The organism is Caldicoprobacter guelmensis (genome assembly GCF_016908415.1).
GTDB classification, from domain to species: Bacteria; Bacillota; Clostridia; order Caldicoprobacterales; family Caldicoprobacteraceae; genus Caldicoprobacter; species Caldicoprobacter guelmensis.
In genome coordinates this window covers 241,918-261,020 of record NZ_JAFBDW010000002.1, presented here as the reverse complement: position 1 = coordinate 261,020, position 19,103 = coordinate 241,918, and the positions used below count along the sequence as shown (strand labels likewise).

20 protein-coding genes are annotated in these 19,103 nt (G+C 46.2%); 3 read left to right on the top strand and 17 right to left on the bottom strand.

Translation table 11 applies throughout. The annotated features are described in order from the left end of the window. Positions 1 to 178: 178 nt before the first annotated feature. Positions 179 to 1,438, top strand: coding sequence for a nucleotidyltransferase (locus tag JOD02_RS03780; protein ID WP_204487040.1), 1,260 nt, complete (start codon positions 179 to 181; stop codon positions 1,436 to 1,438). On the opposite strand, the gene JOD02_RS03775 is transcribed toward JOD02_RS03780, so the two are convergent. Then, positions 1,435 to 2,217, bottom strand: coding sequence for a patatin-like phospholipase family protein (locus JOD02_RS03775; protein ID WP_204487038.1), 783 nt, complete (start codon positions 2,215 to 2,217; stop codon positions 1,435 to 1,437). The genes JOD02_RS03780 and JOD02_RS03775 overlap by 4 nt on opposite strands. A 70-nt stretch (positions 2,218 to 2,287) precedes the next feature. Between JOD02_RS03775 and ylbJ the strand changes: the two genes are divergently transcribed. Further along, on the top strand, positions 2,288 to 3,511 hold the full coding sequence (ylbJ, locus tag JOD02_RS03770) for a sporulation integral membrane protein YlbJ (protein WP_204487036.1): 1,224 nt from the start codon (positions 2,288 to 2,290) through the stop codon (positions 3,509 to 3,511). A 1-nt stretch (position 3,512) separates the two neighbouring features. Here ylbJ and JOD02_RS03765 read toward each other — a convergent pair whose 3' ends face one another. The 7 genes from JOD02_RS03765 to JOD02_RS03735 form a co-directional block, all read right to left on the bottom strand. Beyond that, complete coding sequence (locus tag JOD02_RS03765; RefSeq protein ID WP_204487034.1) at positions 3,513 to 3,968, bottom strand: ATPase; 456 nt, start codon at positions 3,966 to 3,968, stop codon at positions 3,513 to 3,515. A 15-nt stretch (positions 3,969 to 3,983) separates the two neighbouring features. Beyond that, on the bottom strand, positions 3,984 to 4,466 hold the full coding sequence (gene coaD, locus JOD02_RS03760; RefSeq protein WP_204487032.1) for a pantetheine-phosphate adenylyltransferase: 483 nt from the start codon (positions 4,464 to 4,466) through the stop codon (positions 3,984 to 3,986). Positions 4,467 to 4,474: 8 nt separating this feature from the next. Continuing rightward, positions 4,475 to 5,044 carry a 16S rRNA (guanine(966)-N(2))-methyltransferase RsmD gene (rsmD, locus tag JOD02_RS03755; RefSeq protein WP_394355733.1) on the bottom strand — a complete coding sequence of 190 codons (570 nt, stop codon included), beginning with the start codon at positions 5,042 to 5,044 and terminating at the stop codon, positions 4,475 to 4,477. Positions 5,045 to 5,323: 279 nt separating this feature from the next. Next, entirely contained in the window at positions 5,324 to 5,524 is a 201-nt protein-coding gene (locus JOD02_RS03750) for an alpha/beta-type small acid-soluble spore protein (protein WP_341534519.1), read from the bottom strand. Positions 5,525 to 5,624: 100 nt separating this feature from the next. Continuing rightward, positions 5,625 to 7,682, bottom strand: a complete 2,058-nt coding sequence (recG, locus tag JOD02_RS03745) for an ATP-dependent DNA helicase RecG (RefSeq protein WP_204487028.1) — start codon at positions 7,680 to 7,682, stop codon at positions 5,625 to 5,627. A gap of 214 nt (positions 7,683 to 7,896) precedes the next feature. Beyond that, positions 7,897 to 9,546 carry a DAK2 domain-containing protein gene (locus tag JOD02_RS03740; protein WP_341534518.1) on the bottom strand — a complete coding sequence of 550 codons (1,650 nt, stop codon included), beginning with the start codon at positions 9,544 to 9,546 and terminating at the stop codon, positions 7,897 to 7,899. A gap of 29 nt (positions 9,547 to 9,575) precedes the next feature. Next, a complete protein-coding gene (locus tag JOD02_RS03735; protein ID WP_204487026.1) occupies positions 9,576 to 9,926 on the bottom strand; it encodes an Asp23/Gls24 family envelope stress response protein in 351 nt (116 codons plus the stop codon). A gap of 187 nt (positions 9,927 to 10,113) precedes the next feature. On the opposite strand from JOD02_RS03735, the gene rpmB reads away from it, so the two are divergent. Next, positions 10,114 to 10,305 (top strand): 50S ribosomal protein L28, encoded by a 192-nt coding sequence (gene rpmB / locus JOD02_RS03730; protein ID WP_204487024.1) that lies wholly within the window; start codon positions 10,114 to 10,116, stop codon positions 10,303 to 10,305. Between the two features lie 197 nt (positions 10,306 to 10,502). Here rpmB and JOD02_RS03725 read toward each other — a convergent pair whose 3' ends face one another. The 9 genes from JOD02_RS03725 to fmt all read right to left on the bottom strand — a co-directional run bounded on the left by JOD02_RS03725 (position 10,503) and on the right by fmt (position 19,101). Continuing rightward, entirely contained in the window at positions 10,503 to 10,685 is a 183-nt protein-coding gene (locus JOD02_RS03725) for a hypothetical protein (protein ID WP_204487022.1), read from the bottom strand. Between the two features lie 84 nt (positions 10,686 to 10,769). After that, the gene (locus JOD02_RS03720) at positions 10,770 to 11,405 is read right to left on the bottom strand and encodes a thiamine diphosphokinase (protein ID WP_204487020.1); all 636 of its coding nucleotides are present in this window, start codon (positions 11,403 to 11,405) and stop codon (positions 10,770 to 10,772) included. Then, positions 11,402 to 12,058 carry a ribulose-phosphate 3-epimerase gene (gene rpe, locus JOD02_RS03715; protein ID WP_204487019.1) on the bottom strand — a complete coding sequence of 219 codons (657 nt, stop codon included), beginning with the start codon at positions 12,056 to 12,058 and terminating at the stop codon, positions 11,402 to 11,404. Before rpe ends, JOD02_RS03720 begins: the two co-directional genes overlap by 4 nt. Then, positions 12,055 to 12,927: a ribosome small subunit-dependent GTPase A gene (gene rsgA, locus JOD02_RS03710; RefSeq protein ID WP_204487018.1), complete on the bottom strand. Its 873-nt coding sequence runs from the start codon at positions 12,925 to 12,927 to the stop codon at positions 12,055 to 12,057. Before rsgA ends, rpe begins: the two co-directional genes overlap by 4 nt. Further along, the gene (pknB, locus tag JOD02_RS03705; RefSeq protein ID WP_204487017.1) at positions 12,927 to 14,834 is read right to left on the bottom strand and encodes a Stk1 family PASTA domain-containing Ser/Thr kinase; all 1,908 of its coding nucleotides are present in this window, start codon (positions 14,832 to 14,834) and stop codon (positions 12,927 to 12,929) included. Before pknB ends, rsgA begins: the two co-directional genes overlap by 1 nt. Before the next feature lie 5 nt (positions 14,835 to 14,839). Beyond that, on the bottom strand, positions 14,840 to 15,595 hold the full coding sequence (locus tag JOD02_RS03700; RefSeq protein WP_204487016.1) for a Stp1/IreP family PP2C-type Ser/Thr phosphatase: 756 nt from the start codon (positions 15,593 to 15,595) through the stop codon (positions 14,840 to 14,842). Positions 15,596 to 15,617: 22 nt separating this feature from the next. Beyond that, positions 15,618 to 16,679 carry a 23S rRNA (adenine(2503)-C(2))-methyltransferase RlmN gene (gene rlmN, locus JOD02_RS03695; protein ID WP_204487015.1) on the bottom strand — a complete coding sequence of 354 codons (1,062 nt, stop codon included), beginning with the start codon at positions 16,677 to 16,679 and terminating at the stop codon, positions 15,618 to 15,620. A gap of 2 nt (positions 16,680 to 16,681) precedes the next feature. Continuing rightward, positions 16,682 to 18,133 carry a 16S rRNA (cytosine(967)-C(5))-methyltransferase RsmB gene (gene rsmB / locus JOD02_RS03690; protein WP_204487014.1) on the bottom strand — a complete coding sequence of 484 codons (1,452 nt, stop codon included), beginning with the start codon at positions 18,131 to 18,133 and terminating at the stop codon, positions 16,682 to 16,684. After that, entirely contained in the window at positions 18,112 to 19,101 is a 990-nt protein-coding gene (gene fmt / locus JOD02_RS03685) for a methionyl-tRNA formyltransferase (RefSeq protein WP_341534517.1), read from the bottom strand. Before fmt ends, rsmB begins: the two co-directional genes overlap by 22 nt. Between the last annotated feature and the right edge of the window lie 2 nt (positions 19,102 to 19,103).

Sequence of the window (19,103 nt, the reverse complement as noted above, 5' to 3'; positions counted from 1 at the left end):
CCTTCATAAAACGTAATTTCAGAATTTTCTGTATATATTTTGAGGTTTAAAACGCCCTTTTTTATTCTAACTCAAATAGCCAGCAAATCAAGAGTTTTTTTAAATTTACATCACATTATGTTTAATGTAAAATAATATCCATCAGTTTTAAAATCTTACAAGGCGAGGGGGGTATATGATGAAAGTACTGGGGATTATAGCAGAATACAACCCCTTTCACAATGGACACTTATATCACCTCACAAGCTCCTTAGAACTCATTAAGCCCGATTACATCATAGTGGCCATGTCGGGCCATTTTACCCAAAGGGGCGAAGCAGCCATAATAGACAAGTGGGAAAGAACCGAGATGGCGCTCAGAAATGGGGTAGATATAGTCATAGAACTCCCAATCGCTTATTCATCTCAAACGGCAGAACTTTTTGCTTATGGCGGTGTGCAGCTCCTTAACCATACAGGCGTGGTAACTCATATAAGCTTTGGCAGCGAGATAGGTGAAATACACCCCCTCGCAGAAATAGCCAGGATACTGGCCGATGAGCCGCACTCCTTTAAAACGCTGTTAAAGCAATACTTAAACCAAGGGCTGCCTTTCCCTCTGGCTAGGCACAGAGCAATAGTAGAACATGCAAAAATGAGCGGACTTAATTTTGCAGAAAGCCAGTGGGAAAAAATGTTGAGCAGTTCAAATTCGATACTGGCAATAGAATACCTGAAAGCGCTCTATAGAACAAAAAGCAACATGATACCAGTCACCATCAAGCGCATAGGTGCACCTTATAATGCCCAGGAAATGAGCGGTGAGCTATCCAGCGCAACAGCGATAAGAAATGAAGTTATTAAGCAAAATGACTGGAACAATATTTCCCGGGCAATGCCCCAGCCTTCATTTGAAATATTAAAGCGGGCTATAGAATCGGGCAAGGGCCCGGTCTCCAACACCTCCCTTGAGCAGCTTATACTAGGAAAAATTCGCTCTATGTCGCTAAAGGACATAGAAAACCTGATGGATGTAGACGAAGGCCTTGAAAACCGCATAAAGGAATGCGCTCTTAAAGCCTCCACTTTAAATGAATTCATGTCCCTTATCAAGACAAAGAGATACACATACACTCGCCTTCAGCGCATACTTATCCACGCACTTTTGGACATAACGAAAGAAAAAGTGGAAAGGTTTAAAAACGCCGGTGGCCCCCAATACCTGAGAGTTCTGGGATTCTCAAAAAGGGCCATCCCGCTTTTGAAACAATTAAAACAACATGCCAGAAAGCCTATAATAACCAAGGTATCACACTATGAACGAGTGCTAGAAAACCCGATAGCCCGCGAGATGTTTGAAATAGACATTTTGGCGACTAACTTATATAGTCTTGGCATTCCCCAGCCAAAATACAGAAAAGGCAATAGAGATTTTACTGAGAAGATCAGAATTGTTTAATGCTGATGTGCCTCTATGAGGTCTTTTATGCGTCCCAAGACCTCCAGGGTGGCTTGCCGTCCCTTTTGCACGCACTCATCCACTTTATCAAAATAAAAGGGGTGTACATCCTGAACATCGGGATATATGATTACGTCCCCTTTCTCGACGTTGCTTTTTAGTACCTCCAATTCCACTACTTCAAATGACTGGATGATCACCTCCATTATGTTAAGAGGCGGGCGATGTTGCCCCCGAAATCCTACATCCACGCCTATGACCACGTCGGCTCCCATCCTTTTAACGGTATCTACCGGTACACGTGCCAGCAATCCTCCATCCACCAGTATATAATCCCCGTGTTCCACAGGGGTGAATATTCCCGGAATAGATATGCTGGCCCGCACAGCCTTATACACCTTACCCTCGTTAAGCTCTATTAACCTGCAGGTTTTAAGGTCGACAGCGGTAACGGTAAGGGGAATGTTGAGCTCTTTAAAATCTCTATCGCGAGTAAGCAGCCTTAGCAGCTCTTCAATCCTTTGCCCCTTCACAAATCCACAACGCGGAACAGTGACGTCATAATACTTCTTTATATCCAGGTTTTGTGCTATGCCTTCCATCATCTTAGGGGAAATGCCGGCTGCATAAAGCGCCCCCACAATGGCGCCAATACTGCTCCCGGCTATGTAATCGGGTACAATTCCGTTTTCCTCCAGCACCTGCAGCACCCCAATGTGAGCCAGCCCTCTGGCAGCTCCCGACCCTAGAGCCAACCCTATTTTTACCTTTTTTTTCATAAATCCATTACCTCCACAATATGATTTATACTAAGCCTCAAATTTTTTATAATACCCTACAGGAGGAAAAATGCAAAAAAAATATGCTTTATCTACAGTGCAATCGATAACACTGGTAACGTTATGCCTCCTAGTGGGCGGCTTTTTACTCGCATTCCCGCAGCAATCATTACAAGCAGCCCTAATCGGCTTGGATACATGGCTGAAAAACGTCTTCCCGGCACTGCTTCCCTTTTTCATTACCTCTGAAATGATGATAGCCCTCGGCCTTGTAGACTTCTTTGCTGTCCTGCTCAGGCCTGTCATGAAGCCATTATTTCGCTGTTCGGGCAAAAGCTCGTTTATATGGGCTATGAGCATCACTTCTGGCTATCCCGTGGGAGCAAAGCTGACAGCATCCTTTCTCGAGAAAGGCGATATAACCGTCCATGAAGCCCAAAGAATAATGGCTTTTTGCAGTACCTCAGGCCCCCTCTTCATGCTGGGCGCAGTGGGCGTAGGAATGCTTAACAGTTCAGCAGCTGGAAAAGTCATTGCAGCAAGTCACTATATAGCCTCCATTATAGTAGGCCTCCTGTTTCGCTTTTATATACCATCTGGCCGTATAAAGAGCCAAAAAACAGATAACCCCCCCACCTTTAAAGAGGCTTTATCAGCTATGCTGGCTGCAAGGAAAAAAGACAGCAGAACCTTGGGAGAAATGCTGGGCGATGCCGTCCGCAACTCTATGAATACGCTCCTTTATATAGGGGGATTTATAATCCTTTTTTCTGTAATCATAAACATCTTACTAAAAATCAACCTCATAAATGCCATATCTCAAATTTTAATGCCGTTTATCTTGCCACTGGGAATAAGGCCACAATTGCTTCCAGGACTGATAGGTGGGATATTCGAGATGACCGCCGGCTGCAAGCTTATATCCCAAACAATCGCACCTTTGCCCCAAAAGATAATCCTGAGCGCATTTGTAATCAGCTGGAGTGGTTTTTCCATACACTGCCAGGTAATGGGCTTTTTGAGCAGGCACGGCCTTTCCCTCAGCCTATACATGAAGGCAAAACTCCTTCACGGAATACTGGCATCCACATTGGCGTGGGGTATTATGAAGATTTTCCCCAATCCAGAACTGGATGCCTTTTACCCATTCGCCCCGCAACCGAACATGTCATTCTCTGGCCAACTACAAAGCGCGTGGCAATGGGTATTATACTGTATCCTGTCTCTCACATTAACAGCACTGGTTTCCCTTATAACAAGGCACCTTAACCCATCCCGGCATTCACGACAATGACCTACCCTTGCTTTTTGGTACCTTTCAGCTCTTCTCGATTTTGCTTTATGACCTCTAGCTGTTGGGCAAGATAGCGCTCCACTTCCTGCAGTATCTCATCGGCATATTCCCTCGCTCCCAGCCGTATCTTTCTGGCGCTCTCCTGCGCATTTTCAATGATCTCCCTTGACTGCTGGTAGGCCCTTTGCGTGATCTCGTGCTCGTCCACAAGAGCTTTAATGTGTTGTTCAGCTTCTTTGAGAAGGGTTTCGGCCTCTTTTTGCGCCTCGGCCAATATCCTTTGGCGCTCTTTGGTGATCATTTCAGCCTGTTCCAGTGCTTCAGGCAGGCTAAGGCGAATATCCCTGATAATATCCAGGCATTTATCGCGATCCACCATCACTTTTCCCAGGAGGGGAACAACTTTGCCGTTTTCCAGCTCATCTTCCAAGATATCAAGAAGGTTGAAGATGTTCATCTTATCCACTCCCCCTCATGAGCTAATCAACTTTTTCTGTATATCAGGCAAAATGACCTCTGGCACCAGGTCACCAATGCATCCTCCCAGTTTCCCTATCTCCTTGACAATGCTCGAGCTTAAATATGAATATTTATAGCTGGTCATCATAAACAGGGTTTCTATGTTGGGGTCAAGCTTTCTGTTCATGAGCGCCATTTGAAATTCATATTCAAAATCCGATACCGCCCTCAACCCCTTTATTATGACGCTGGCGTTTTTCTTTTTCATGAAATCGACCAGCAACCCTTCAAAGTGGTCAACCTCCACGTTTGGCAAATCACCCACCGCTTTTTTAATGAGCTCCATCCTTTCCGCAACGGTAAATGTCGCTACCTTGTTGGGGTTACACGCCACAGCAACAATCAGCCTGTCAAATATCTTGCTAGCTCTTTTTATGATATCCAAATGTCCATTGGTTATAGGGTCAAAGCTTCCTGGATAAACAGCCACCTTCATTCCAATACTCACTCCTTCTTATAAAAGCTTATCTCTGTATTACCATAACGCCTGTCCTGTAATTTAACCAAATTTCCTACTCTATCCGGTTGTGGGTCCCTGCTGGAGTGTTCAAGTATAACCACACCATCCTGACAAAGCACATCGTTCTCGGCAATGGCATTCAGAAGCGGAGTCTCCAATCCTTTGCCGTAAGGGGGATCAGCAAATATTATATCAAACCTCTCCTGACAGGAAAGGCGTTTGATTGCATGAAACACATCGTCGCGTATCACAGCAGTCTGTTCAGTACAGCCAAGGCTGGCACGGTTTTTGTTGAGCACATCTACGGCACGCGGGTCCTTCTCTACGAATACCACCCTTGCACAACCTCTACTTAAAGCCTCAAGGCCCAGATTGCCCGTCCCTGCAAACAGGTCCAGCACATTAGCGCCTTCAATACACCGCTGCAGTATGTTGAATATAGCCTCCTTTACCCTGTCAGAGGTGGGCCGGGTATGCATGCCCTTCACTGCCAGCAGCCTTCTTCCTTTCCAACGCCCTGCTATAATCCTCAAATTAAATTCCCTCGCAAGCAAAACTTTATTAATTTACTATTCATTCTAGCATAATTTACTATATCAAACAAGCAATCTTCAAAAAACAAGGGCTAAATTCCTACTTTGTGGGATGTATATTTTTAATCAAATGGTGCAATAATAAAAATGTAACATCCCCCATAGAGCTCTTCCTTCAATTTCTCCTCTCCCAGCGCTGGTGGCTAAAAGGTCACCAGCTTTTTTTGTTTTTAGCAAGACAACAGCTTCCAAAAATGATAAAAGGGAATGGCTTGTCGCCATTCCCTTTTATCATGCATGTTATCTACCGCTGAGCTGCCTCTCGGCCTGCTCGATCATCCTCTTCACCATATACCCACCGATATAACCAGCCTCTTTGGCAGTCAAATCCCCATTATATCCAGGTTTCAAATTAACTCCCAGCTGGCTAGCTATCTCAAACTTCATGTTGTCAAGTGCCTGCCTAGCCTCTGGAACTACCTTTTTATTATTCCTGGCCACTCTTACTTCACCTCCTGATTTATGGTGGTATTATTAATTTAACCAACACAACGAATTTTACTCTAGTAATATATAGCAACTGTGTACATTTTTTATTTTTCTAATTGAAAGCTATTTGTTTAATTTGTTCATCAAACCTGTTCATGGTATATTCAATCAGTGCTTTATAGGCGGGGTTGTCCCTTTGCTGCAAAACCTGCCTCACAGCTAGGTCAACCTGCTTTAATATGCCCATATCCCTTACAAGGTTGGCGATTTTAAACTCGGGCAGACCATGTTGCTTAACTCCAAGGAAATCGCCCGGACCCCTCAGTTCAAGGTCTTTCTCGGCTATCTCAAAGCCATCATTTGATTTGGTCATGACCTTCATGCGCTCATAAACCTCCTTGGTCTTTGCATCGGCAATGAGGATACAGTAAGATTGATGTTGGCCACGGCCTACCCTTCCTCTTAGCTGATGCAGCTGGGCCAACCCAAACCTCTCGGCGTTTTCAATCACCATTACAGTGGCATTAGGCACGTTTACCCCTACCTCTATAACCGTCGTGGAAATCAACACGTCGATCTTGCCGGCTGCAAAGGCTTCCATCACGCTCTCCTTTTCAGCAGGCTTCATTCGCCCGTGTAAAAGTCCCAGCCTCAAGTCGGCCAGTTCCCCACGCTTTAGCGTCTCAAACAGTTCCACCGCCGATTGGGAGTCTATAGCATCCGACTCCTCCACAAGAGGACATACCATATATGCCTGGCGCCCTTCCGCCACCTGGCGCTTAACAAACTCAAGTACCCTGCTTTTCATGGAAGGAGGCACATGATAGGTTTTAACAGGCTTCCTTCCAGGCGGCAGCTCATCGAGCACCGAGACGTCAAGATCTCCGTAAAACATGAGGGCAAGGGTCCTGGGTATGGGAGTGGCAGACATCACAAGCATATGGGGGGATTGGCCTTTTTGCTGCAGCGCAGCCCTTTGTCGCACGCCAAACCTGTGCTGCTCATCGGTTATAACCAGTCCCAAATTTTTGAAATTGACCCCATCCTCAATCACCGCATGGGTCCCTACCAGTACGTCTATGTCTCCTGCTGCCAACCTGAATTTTATACTCTCCTTCTCTGCGGCTTTGAGACCACCCACCAGGCAATCCACCTTTACACCTGTTCCTTCAAACAATCCTTTAAGCGTGGTGTAATGCTGCCTTGCAAGTATCTCCGTCGGCACCATCATTGCTCCCTGGAATCCACTGAGCACAGCACAGTACAAAGCCAAAGCCGCTACCACTGTTTTGCCTGAGCCCACATCCCCCTGTATCAACCTGTTCATCACCCTGCCACTCTTTAAGTCCTGCAATATCTCATCCACCACCCTCTTCTGTGCATTGGTCAAGGGGAAGGGCAACTTCTCTATAAAAGCCTCAAAAGCCCTGTGGTCCCAGTTAAAAACCAGCCCCTGGTTATTGCTCTGATTTCGTTCTCGAATCAGATGAAGCGCCATCTTCATAAAAAACAACTCTTCAAATACCAGCCTGCGCCTCGCCTCTTCCAGAGCATGGAGCGACTGAGGAAAGTGTATATGGCGCATCGCAAAATTCTTTTCTGCCAGCTTAAACCTCTTTCGCAAATCTGCCGGAAGCTCATCGCTTAAGCTCCCTTCCACTTTCCTCAAAGCCTCTGCCATCAAATTGCGCATATCCTTTTGCGTGATGCCCTCGGTAAGCGGATAAACGGGGAATATCTTGCTGCCGTCATGCTTTTCAGGAACATATTCCTCCACAATAGGATTTTGAAGCCGCACCGTCCCATACCTGTATTCTACTTTACCCCTCACAAAATACACCTTATCGGTGCTGTACATGTTGCCGCGGTAAGGCTGATTAAACCACACGCACCATAGATAACCGGTATCGTCTTTGGCCCGCCATGTAGTTATAGTTAAACCCTGCCGGGGTTTTTGTGTATTGGCACTACCAACAAAAGACACCACAAAGGAGGCATCCTCCCCATCCACGGCATTGACCACTTTTTTTATACCGTTCCATACCTCATAATCCCTTGGAAAATGCTGTAGCGCGTCCCCCATCGTCTTTATCCCCAACCTGGTCAAACGCGCAGCCTTTTTTGGCCCGACACCTTTTATAAACTGCACGTCCTGTTTTAACACATCCATGACCTGTTTACACCTCATCACAGCAAAACATCATCCATTACTTTTAAGAAAAATTATATCATAAAACTTTTCCACATTATTTTAAAAGATGGCCGTCAAATTCTCTATCATATCATCAGACAAGTCTACCCTCTTAAAGCATTATTAAAAAACAAAAAGCCGGATATGCCGGCTGTTCGTGCTAATATCTCGAATGCATAGCATCATTATGCCCTTATTCTACTGATATGATGTAATAATACAACGGTTGGCCGCCAAAATGGACTTCCACCTCAACGTCGGGATACTGGCTTGATACAAAATCGGCTACGCTTTGAGCATCTTGAGCACTTACTTGTTCCCCATAATACAGGGTGACTATTTCGCTGTCTTCAGTTATCATATTGTTTATAAGTCCTTTGGTTACCTCGTTTATATCTTTACCCACTACACTTATCTTGCCATCGATCAAGCCTAAAATATCGCCCTTCTGTATGCTCATACCATCGAAACTCGAGTCCCGTACAGCATAGGTCACCTGTCCAGTCTTCACCGAGCTTAACGCCTCGGTCATGCGCTGGACATTGGTCTCAGCATCCATATCTGGATTGAAGGCCAGCATGGCCGCTATGCCCTGAGGAATAGACTTGCTGGGTATAACGTAAACCTTCTTGTCGCTTATCTGCTGCACCTGGGAGGCAGATAGGATTATATTGCTGTTGTTGGGGAGTATAAATATCTCTTTTGCTTTCACCCTCTCCACAGCCCTCAGTAAGTCATCTATACTGGGATTCATGGTTTGTCCACCTTCGACCACAAAATCAACCGCCAAATCCTTGAATATAGAAGAAATCCCTTCTCCCATTGCAACTGCAATTACTCCGAACTGCTTCTCTACAGCGTCATCCTCCGGCTTTGATCCCTCTCTACCAATTTCGTTTATATGCCTATGCTGCTCCCTCATGTTGTCTATTTTTATGCTGGACAGCTCTCCATATCTTAAGCCCAGCTGCAATGCTTTCCCAGGCATATTGGTGTGTACATGTACCTTAATTATGCTGCCATCGCGTATCACCAGCACAGAATCCCCCAGCTTGTTCAATCTCTCTTTGAGGTTTTCCTCGTCCCCTTCTTCCACATAAGGATACAAGTTCTTTATGAGAAACTCAGTGCAGTATCCGTATTCTATATCTTCCTGAGGCTGCATCTCAATCTTGGGAGCCGCTGAATAGGCCTCATCCACCACAGCCACACTGTCCAGCTCAAAAGCCCCTTTAAGTGCGCGGCTGGCACCTATCATGATATACAAAAGGCCCATACCGCCGGCATCAACCACGCCCGCCTGTTTGAGTACCGGAAGCATCTCAGGGGTTTTGTCAAGTACATTCTTAGCCACCTTTATGATCTCCTTATAAAATTCATTAAAGTCCTTGTGAGTTCGGGCAATCTTTCTAGCTTCCTCGGCTGTGACTCGAGCAATTGTGAGCATTGTACCCTCAACCGGCTTCATGACAGCCTTGTATGCGGTATCCACGCCTGCCTGCAAGGCTTCTGCATAGTCACTGGTGGTAACCTTTTGATGGCCCTGCAATGCCCTGGCAAACCCCCTAAACAGCTGGGACAGTATAACCCCTGAATTTCCCCTGGCTCCTTTAAGTGCTCCGCTGGCCAGGGCATTTACCACTTCCGCCATACTGTCCGAACGAGCACCCTGTACCTCCTTTGCAGCTGCCAGCATAGTAAGCGACATATTTGTACCGGTATCGCCATCTGGAACAGGAAACACGTTTAAGGCGTTTACAGCCTGCTTGTGCTTATCCAAAAACTGAGTGGCAGACAGAATCATCTCCTTCATCTTGGCTGCATCAATGAATTCGCACCTCAACTTCTTGTACCTCCTTCAGTCAGGGTAGATCATACTCTTATGCCCTCTACGTTGATATCCACCCGTTTTACGCTCACGCCGGTAAAGTTTTCTATGTTGTATTTCACCGTTTCCATAACATTTCTGGCTACAGTAGCTATGGAAATTCCATATTCAACGATGATATACAAGTTTATGTAAACTTCATTGTCCTGTGTATAAACCTTTACACCTCTAGAGAGGTTTTCCAACCCCAGCAACTCTACCAACCCGTCAGTGGGACGTTTAGCGGCCATCCCCACAATGCCATAGCACTCCATAGCCGATATCCCCGCCAGCGTCGCCAGCACCTCGTCCGCAATTACAATTTCCCCCAACGAGTTTTTCTTCCTAGCAGCCATTAATTTGCCTCCCTTCTCTTCACCAACGAAAATTCTACTACCATTCTATAATATGACAGCAAATCATGCAATAACATTTATTTTTTTAGCTTTTTGGTTTCTTGCAAAACCCAAAGCTTAATGGTACAATATTATTGTTTTTAAGCAACGGCAGTAGCGGATATATAAAGGAGGAGGTGTAAAGGCCATGTCGAGGACCTGTGACATATGCAAGAAAGGGCTATTGTACGGAAAAGCAGTAAGCCACTCCAACCGTAGGACCAATCGCAGATGGTTACCTAACCTTCAAAAAGTGAAAGCAATCGTCAATGGTGCTCCCAAGACCATCAGGGTATGCACCACTTGCCTTAAATCAGGAAAGGTACAAAGAGCGCTATAAAGCGGAGTTATCGCAATCAGATGGCATAAACTTTAACAATTAAAAAAACGTGCTATCACGCACGTTTTTTTAATTATAAACAACCATAAGTATTAACAACCTTTCAACCTGTCCTCATTTTCGTTAACTTTTTTACCAACTTGCCCAGCAATTTGGGCAGTTTTATAACATATATCCTGGTAGCCACCCCCATCACCTCACTTCCTCAAGAGGATGACACCTATGGCTATCATAACGCACCCCAGCAAAAACACCCACATCCACAACGGCACCCATATTATTAGGAGGAGTGTACCTGCAACGATAAAGAGTATCCCCAAAACAATCCTGGCCGTATTATTCCTCTTTTTAGGACAAAACCTCACGATCAAACTGCTCACTTCCCCACCTGCACGGAAATTTGACCTTCTCCCCTTCAATTAACATTATATGCTGCTTGCGGCATGCAGGTGACTTGCCAAGAATCAATCCCGTGCCATTACCACTATTACCCAACCCGAACCAACATGTACCTCTGCCTTGGGTTTTATTAATACGTTGCTCACCCCGTAAGGAAAATCCAATGGCAAAACGCCATCTACTATAGGATATTTAAGCCCCTCAGTGCGCGATATCCTCACATCGCCGCTTAAGGGGAGTAGCGAAACTATTTGACCTACCTCTCCCTCTATCTCCACCTTTCCGCTGCAAACCATCACAACGTTATGCGAATCCAAAATCTGGGCCTTTATTCCGCGTTTTGCCAGCCTGTAAAGCATTAACATATTGGCATAGGAGTGGTCCCACCTGCTTCCAAAGGCACCTAATAAGAATACCTGGCTGGCTCCCATCTCTACGGCCGTGTCAACCGCTATCTGCATATCTGTTTTGTCCTTGTCTGTAGGATACCGTTTAACCGTAATACCATCCATACTATATTTGTGTAACACATCGTAAGTTAACGAATCGAAATCCCCTACTATCAAATCAGGGACAAGGCCCAGCTCCAGCGCATGCTTTAAACCACCGTCAGCACAAATTACATAATCTACTTGCGGCAACATGGCTTTTACCTTTTGTATATCCTTAACCTCTCCATTAGCAATTATTAAAAACCTCACGATATCGCCTCTCGCCTCATGGCCTCTATAATGCCTTTTATGTCTTTAGCGCCAAAGACAGCAGACCCGGCTACTATAACCTCGGCCCCCGCTTTTACCACATCTCTGATATTGTACAGCCCGATTCCCCCATCCACCTGTATACTAAAATTGGCACCGTATGCGCTGCGCATTTCAACCAGCTGCCTCAGTTTCCCCATCATGGCAGGAATAAATTCTTGGCCGCCAAACCCCGGATTTACCGTCATCACCAATACCATATCCACATCTCCCAATATGTATTCCAGCATGCTTAAGGGTGTAGACGGGTTTAAAGCAACAGCAGCCTTTACGCCCAAGCTCTTTATATAGTGTATCGCCCTGTGAAGGTGGGGCAGCACCTCAGCATGTACAGTTATGCTGTCAGCCCCTGCTTCCACATAGGCATCCACAAATGTCATAGGGTTGTCCATCATAAGATGCACATCAAAAGGCAGCTTGGTATAAGGGCGTATGGCTTTGACCACCAGAGGCCCTATGGTGATATTGGGCACAAAATGGCCGTCCATGACATCGATGTGTACCATGTCAGCACCCCCCTGGTCCAGCCTCTTGACTTCCTCACCCAGCCTGGAAAAATCCGCTGAAAGTATTGAGGGGGCTATCTTGATCATTTCTGCTCCCTCCTCTTTTCGTATATGTCCTCCAAAATTCTGATATACCGTTGGTAGCGCATCTCATGGATCCCACCTTGCTGCACTGCCTGCTTTACCGCACAGTGAGGTTCGCGGTAGTGCATACAATTTGGGAACCTGCATTGATCAGCATATGGAACGAATTCCTCATAATAGAGTTGAACCTTCTCGAGTTGCATGAGGTCCACCTCCAGAGCGCTAAAACCAGGGGTGTCTACCAACATCTTGCCATCAGGTAATACGAGAAGCTCTACGCTCCGGGTGGTGTGTTTACCCCTCTTGGTCTTCTCACTTATATCCCCCACCTCGCGCGATATATCAGGATAGAGCCGGTTGATCAGCGATGACTTGCCCACTCCCGACTGCCCGGCAAATGTGGTAATACCGCTGTACAACCCGCGCTTGAGCTCTTCAATGCCAGTCCCATCTTTACACGATATGCAAAAAATTTGGCAGCCCGAACGACGATACTGCTCTTCAATAGCCTTTATTTCAGACTCGCCCTCGGCTAAATCTATCTTGTTTATCACTATGAAAGGCTTTACTGAGTGCATCCTGGCCGCCAATATGAGCTTATCCACCAAAAGCAAGTCTGGATCAGGGTGTTTGACTGAGATGACAATGCCAAGATTGTCAATGTTAGCCACGCATGGGCGCTTAAATTGATTTTTCCGCGGCAGTATCGCCTCAATCACTGCATCCTTAGCGTTGACTTCTACTACATCTCCCACCATAGGAGTAATGCCCTGTTTGCGGAACTTACCCCTGGGGAGGCACCGCAACAGGCTGCCGTTTAAATAGACATCATAGAATCCACCTACTCCTTTGACTATGATCCCCTTCTCCATCAACCTGCATCTTCCCTTTTTGTAAAATCTACCTGAATTTCCTTTACCGGTTGTCCATCTATATATATAATGTAGCGTACAACGCCTGAACCTTCAAGGCTTATGGATATGATACCTTCAGCCAACGCGTGTTCACCTTCATACACCAGCTGCCCATCTGCCCTCTTTACCGTGACCTTTACGCTGCCATCCTCATCTTGGCCACTTTTGTACTGACTGAGGTCAATCTCTAAAACCTTGGGATAAGAGGGTACCGGTCCCAAACTCACCCACAACTCAACTTCGCTGCCTGGTTCCACCTTATTGCCTGGCTGTGGATTTTGCTTGTATACTATACCCTCAGGATATTCTTGATTGTAATCCTTGGTGACCTTGCCCACCACAAGGCCTATACCTTCTATTAGCTCACGGGCAATATCTTCTTTAAGCCCAACGTACTCTTGTACCTCAATCAGTTCTACATCCGGCTTTTTGCTTATGACAAGCACAATTTCGGTGTTTTCTACCACTTCGGTATTTGGTTGAATGCTTTGCCTGATTACTGTTCCAGGAGGTTTATCGCTTTCAACATACTGTGGAGGTCCTACTTCAAGCCCAGCATTCTCCAGCGCTATCTCGGCATCTCTCTGGGAAAATCCGACTACATTTGGCACTATTACTTTCCTGGGTCCTAGACTGACCACCACATTCACCGCTGAATATGGCTTCACCTTTATGCCCTCGGCCGGTTCCTGATAAAGTATTACCCCCTCCTCCTGGTTGCTGTTTTTCCTCTCGATAACCTTCATGACTAAATTGTGTTCCTGCAGCAATCTTTCGGCATCCTGTTCATTCAACCCTACTACCTTTGGCACTTCGACATCTTCCACTACAAAATGCTTCTCGTATATCTGACTGCCTATATAGTAAAATAGCGCTAATATGAGGATTAAAGGGAGTGCAATGAATAGAGGCTTTACCCATCCAAAACGCTTCCTTTTTTTCTCTTCAAAACCTTCTTGAAGCCTATTTTCAGCGTTAACCGGCTTGAAAACCTGCGTGGGCATATCGTTGCTGTCGCTACTGCGTATGACAAAACTGCCGTTGGGCTCTTTAAGCACCCTTTGTAAATCCTTTATCATCTCACCTGCACTTTGATAACGCTTATTGGGGTCTTTTTCTATAGCTTTCTCTATGACATCCTGAAGGCTTTTGGGAATATCAGGATTGAGCTCTCCCGGAGGCTTAACCTTTTCTTGAATATGCTTCAAAGCTACTGAAACAGCGGTATCGCCCTCAAACGGAACAGTACCCGTCACCATCTCATACAACACTATACCCAGAGAATAAAGGTCAGATTTGGCATCCACATGCCCTCCTCTGGCCTGTTCAGGTGAAAAATAATGCACTGAACCCATAACATTGGTTCCTGCCATGGTGACAGTGGCAGAGGTAACAGCTCGTGCTATACCAAAATCCGTAACCTTGACAGTACCGTCTTCGCTGACGAGTATGTTTTGAGGCTTTATGTCACGGTGTATGATACCGTTTTTATGAGCGTGTTTGAGAGCAGAACATATCTGGATGGCAATGCGAACAGCTTCCTCCCAGTCAAGCTTCCCTTTCTCACGAATATACTCCTTTAGCGTCTTCCCCTTGATGTACTCCATTACTATATAATATACGCCGTTCTCCTCGCCCACATCGTAAATGTTCACGATATTGGGATGAGAAAGGCTGGCCGCTGCCTGGGATTCCCTCTTAAAGCGCGCTACAAATTCCTCATCTTCCACCAGCTCGGGTCTGAGCACTTTAACGGCTACATGCCTTTTGAGCAAATGGCACTTGGCTTTATAAACGATGGCCATGCCCCCACTGCCGATCTTCTCTTCCAGCTCGTATCTCCCACCTAAAATCCGTCCCAGCAAAGGCTTCACCTCTTTTCCGTCGCACAGGAGTACTTGGCCATAACCACGGTCACGTTGTCGGCGCCTCCTGCTTCCAGCGCCATTTCCCCCAAACTCGAAGTAATTTCATCTAGCGACTCTGTAGAATAAAATAGATCTACATTCTTATTTAAATCCACGTGGTTGCTTAAACCATCAGTACATAAGACTATTATATCATTGTCTTCCAGTTCCACCTCGTAATAATCAACCGCCACTTCCTCAGCAGTACCCAAGGCGCGAGTGATGATGTTTTTTTGGGGGTGGCTGTCCATCTCTTCCTGAGTGATCTTGCCTTTTTCTAGCAACTCCTGAACCAGTGAATGATCCCTGGTAATTTTACTAACCGACCTATGGCGTATGAGATAGGCACGGCTGTCCCCTACATGGCCTATGCATACCCTGTGGTCAAAAAAATAGGCAAGGGTAAGGGTGGTACCCATACCCTTGTAAGCATCTACTGTCCTAGACTGATTGTATACCCTCCCATTGGCATGCTGAATGGATTTCAATACCAAGTCCCTGGCCTGCTCTATCGACATAACCTTGTGCGAATTCTTGGAATAATACTCAACTATTGCCTCGACCACCATGCGGCTAGCCACATCCCCAGCATTGTGACCACCCATCCCATCGGCCACCATCATCAAATTTTTTACCTGCGCTCCAGCAGTGGGGATAAAAAAGTAGTCTTCGTTGTTCTTTCTCACCTTACCTGGATGGCTGTAAGCACTAAATACCAACCTCACGTCCCCCTCTCACCTCTCACCTCTCAACCTCAGCCTGCTTAATATAACTCCTTCTGAGTTGGCCACAGGCACCCTCTATATCAAGCCCCAGCTCCCTACGCTTGGTAACAGCAATCCCCTGGGATTTCAATACCGAAACAAACCTTTCCACAACAGCCGGTGAACTACGCTTGTATCCCACTCCTCTGACAACATTCAATGGAATGATATTCACATGGCACGGAAAACCTCTTAGCTTTCGAGCCAATTCAATAGCATCCCTCTCGCGGTCATTCAAATCGCTGATCAAGGCATATTCAAAAGTCACCCTTCTACCTGTCTTTTTAAAGTAATACCTGCTGGCTTTAAATATCTCGTCAATCGAGTATGCCGAAGCAACCGGCATAATAAGCTTCCTCAACTCGTCATTTGGAGCATGAAGTGAAACAGAGAGGGTAATGGGTAACCCCTCTTCCGCCAAGTCCATCATTTTGGGCACAAGCCCACAGGTTGACAGCGTAATCCTGCGATAACTCATGTTGAGCCCCTGGGGGTAATGCACCATCTTAATGAATTTGACGGTATTATCGTAATTATCTAGTGGTTCACCTATGCCCATTAGCACTATATTGCCCACCCTGCGTTCCCCGGAATTTTCAAGGTCACTGTTCACCTCTATAACCTGCGCCAGCATCTCTCCTGCCGAAAGGTTGCGAACCAACCCTCCAATGGTGGATGCGCAGAACTTACACCCCATCCTACACCCAACCTGGGTGGAAAGACAAAGGGAATTGCCATAGTTATACCGCATCACTACGCTTTCAATCGTATTACCGTCCTCAAGCAAAAACAAATACTTGGTCGCATCCCCAGCACGTGATGTGCGCTTATCCAGCATCCTGAGATTTACTATATAAAACCGCTCTGCCAAAAGCTCGCGCAAAGCCTTTGGCAAATCGGTCATCTCATCAAAACTCTTTACACCCCTGTGGAGCCACTGAAGTATCTGCTGAGCCCGGTAATGCGGCTGCCCCAACGCCTGTACTGCTTGCTGCACTTCCTCAGACGACAAACTCAAAATATCCTGCTTTCCTTCCATGGTCACCCCATCCTTTTTAGCCTGGCAATGAAAAAACCATCTATTCTATCCCTGGAAGGGATGAGCTGAATCATTCCCGGTCGAATGACCGAATTTTTCAACCCTTCCGGTAATAAATGCGTAAAGTCATCCAATGTAAAGTGGGGATTAGACTGCAAAAACCTCTCAATCACCCTCTGATTTTCATCTACATTCATAGTGCATGTGCTGTAAACCAGCACACCCCCTGGTTTTACATAGCGAGAACAGGTGGAAATTATGCGGCCTTGCAGGGCATATAGCTCATGAAGCCCTTCTGGCCTTATGCGGTTTTTTATATCAGGCTTTTTGTATATAACCCCCCATCCGCTGCACGGGGCATCTATTAGCACACGATCAGCCTGCCCCTCAAGGCCTGCCCGAAACTCTGCGGCGTCTTGTATCATCGGCTCAACGATAGTAGCTCCCAGCCTGGTGGCATTAAGCATTATCAGTTCAACCCGTTGAGGATGTACATCCCATGCCAGTATACGCCCTTCATTTCCCATAAGCTCAGCCATATACGTGGCCTTGCCCCCTGGAGCGCTGCATGCATCTATAATAAGCTCGTTCTTCTGGGGCTCAAGAACGCGGACAACCAACATGGAGCTCTCGCCCTGCACCGTGAAAAAGCCTTCCGCATACAGGGGGTTGGTTTCAATATCGCCAACAAACCGAAGCCTTAAAGACTCGTCCTTCATATACAGACCATCTTCAAACTGGATGCCCTGAAGAGCGAACTGCTCTTTGAGCTCATCCTTCGTGATCTTGTTTTTATTGATTCTTACTGTAACACAATTTTGATCACCTTCAACAGGCATCATCAAACCTTCTGCCACCGTTACACCGTAGTCACTAATCCACTTTCTTACAAGCCAAGAAGGATAACTATAGGTAAGCGAAAGGCTGAGCACAGGATCGTTTTCCTTTGAAGGAAAAGAAATATCATGCTTGTGCCTTACTACGTTCCTCAGCACGCCGTTTACAAAGCCAGCTAAAGTCTTATTGCAGTATTTCTTGCACAGCTTGACCGCTTCATCACAAACCGCAAAGTCGGGCACCCTATCCATATACATGATCTGATAGCAGCCCATCCTCAATATGTTTACCACCCAAGGATTGGCCCGCTTTAAGCTGCAAAACTTGCTCAAAATCCAATCAATGGTGATCTGTCGTTCTAAAGTACCGTAAACGAGCTGGGTCACGAAAACAGCATCCCTGTTAGACAGCTTGGCTCTTCTCAAATGGTGCTTTAAGCTTATATTGGCATACTTACCGTCATGATTTACCTCTTTCAATATTTGCAAGGCAACATCCCTTGCAACATCTACTTTATTATCCATAACATTCGCTCCGCAATTCTTCATAAATGCTTTTATGCTATCTCCGACAATGCAACAACATCTCCTGTAGTCTACTGCTCTTTTTCTTCCCACAACTGAGACACTTCTGAAATCGGCTCACTCCTAAATACAGCCCCTACTTTTATAGGGTTACCCCTCAAAAATTCGACGTCCTCCATGACCTTTTTGCCTTCCACCTGTATTTTAATGAGGCGTAAAAAGCCCTCGCCACAAGCCACCACTAAGCCCTGATGCTGGTCTGCTGCCACCACCTGCCCAGGGATATAGGTCCCCAGTTTAGAGTATTCCCACTCCTGGACCTTCCATACTTTTATGCGCTGATCGTCTAAAAAAGTAAAGGTCCCGGGCCACGGCGTAAGCCCCCTTACCAGGTTTTTGATGCGTATAGCGCTCTGTGTCCAGTCGATATTGCCCATGGATTTATCTATTTTCTTGCAGTAAGTGGCCTTATCATGTTCCTGCGGCCGTCCTTCAGGCCGTCCATTCTCAAACATCTTCAGCGCCTCCGCTAGCGCCTGCCCACCCAGTACCGCTAATCGGTCATGCAATTCACCAGCCTGCTCATCAGGATATATAGGAATGCTCTTTTGGAGTATTATATCGCCCGTGTCCATACCCACATCCATGTACATTATTGTAATGCCCGTCTCGGTTTCCCCATCCATCAAGGCTTGCTGTATGGGGGAAGAACCGCGGTACTTGGGAAGCAAAGATGCATGAACGTTAACGCAGCCCAAAGGTGGAATATCGAGTATTTCCTTAGGCAAGATCTGCCCATAGGCAGCAGTGACTATGAGGTCAGGCGCTAATCCCCTTAATATTTTGATAAACTCCGGATCCCTTACCTTCTCAGGCTGGTAGACCGGTATGTTCCTGGCGGTTGCCCACTCTTTGACAGGCGGCGATGCCAGCTTTTTCCCTCGGCCCTTGGGCTTATCAGGCTGGGTAACAACCCCTATCAGCTTATGGCCGCTGCTTACAATGGCCTCAAGCGACGGTATGGCAAACTCCGGCGTCCCCATAAACACTATTTTGAGCACGC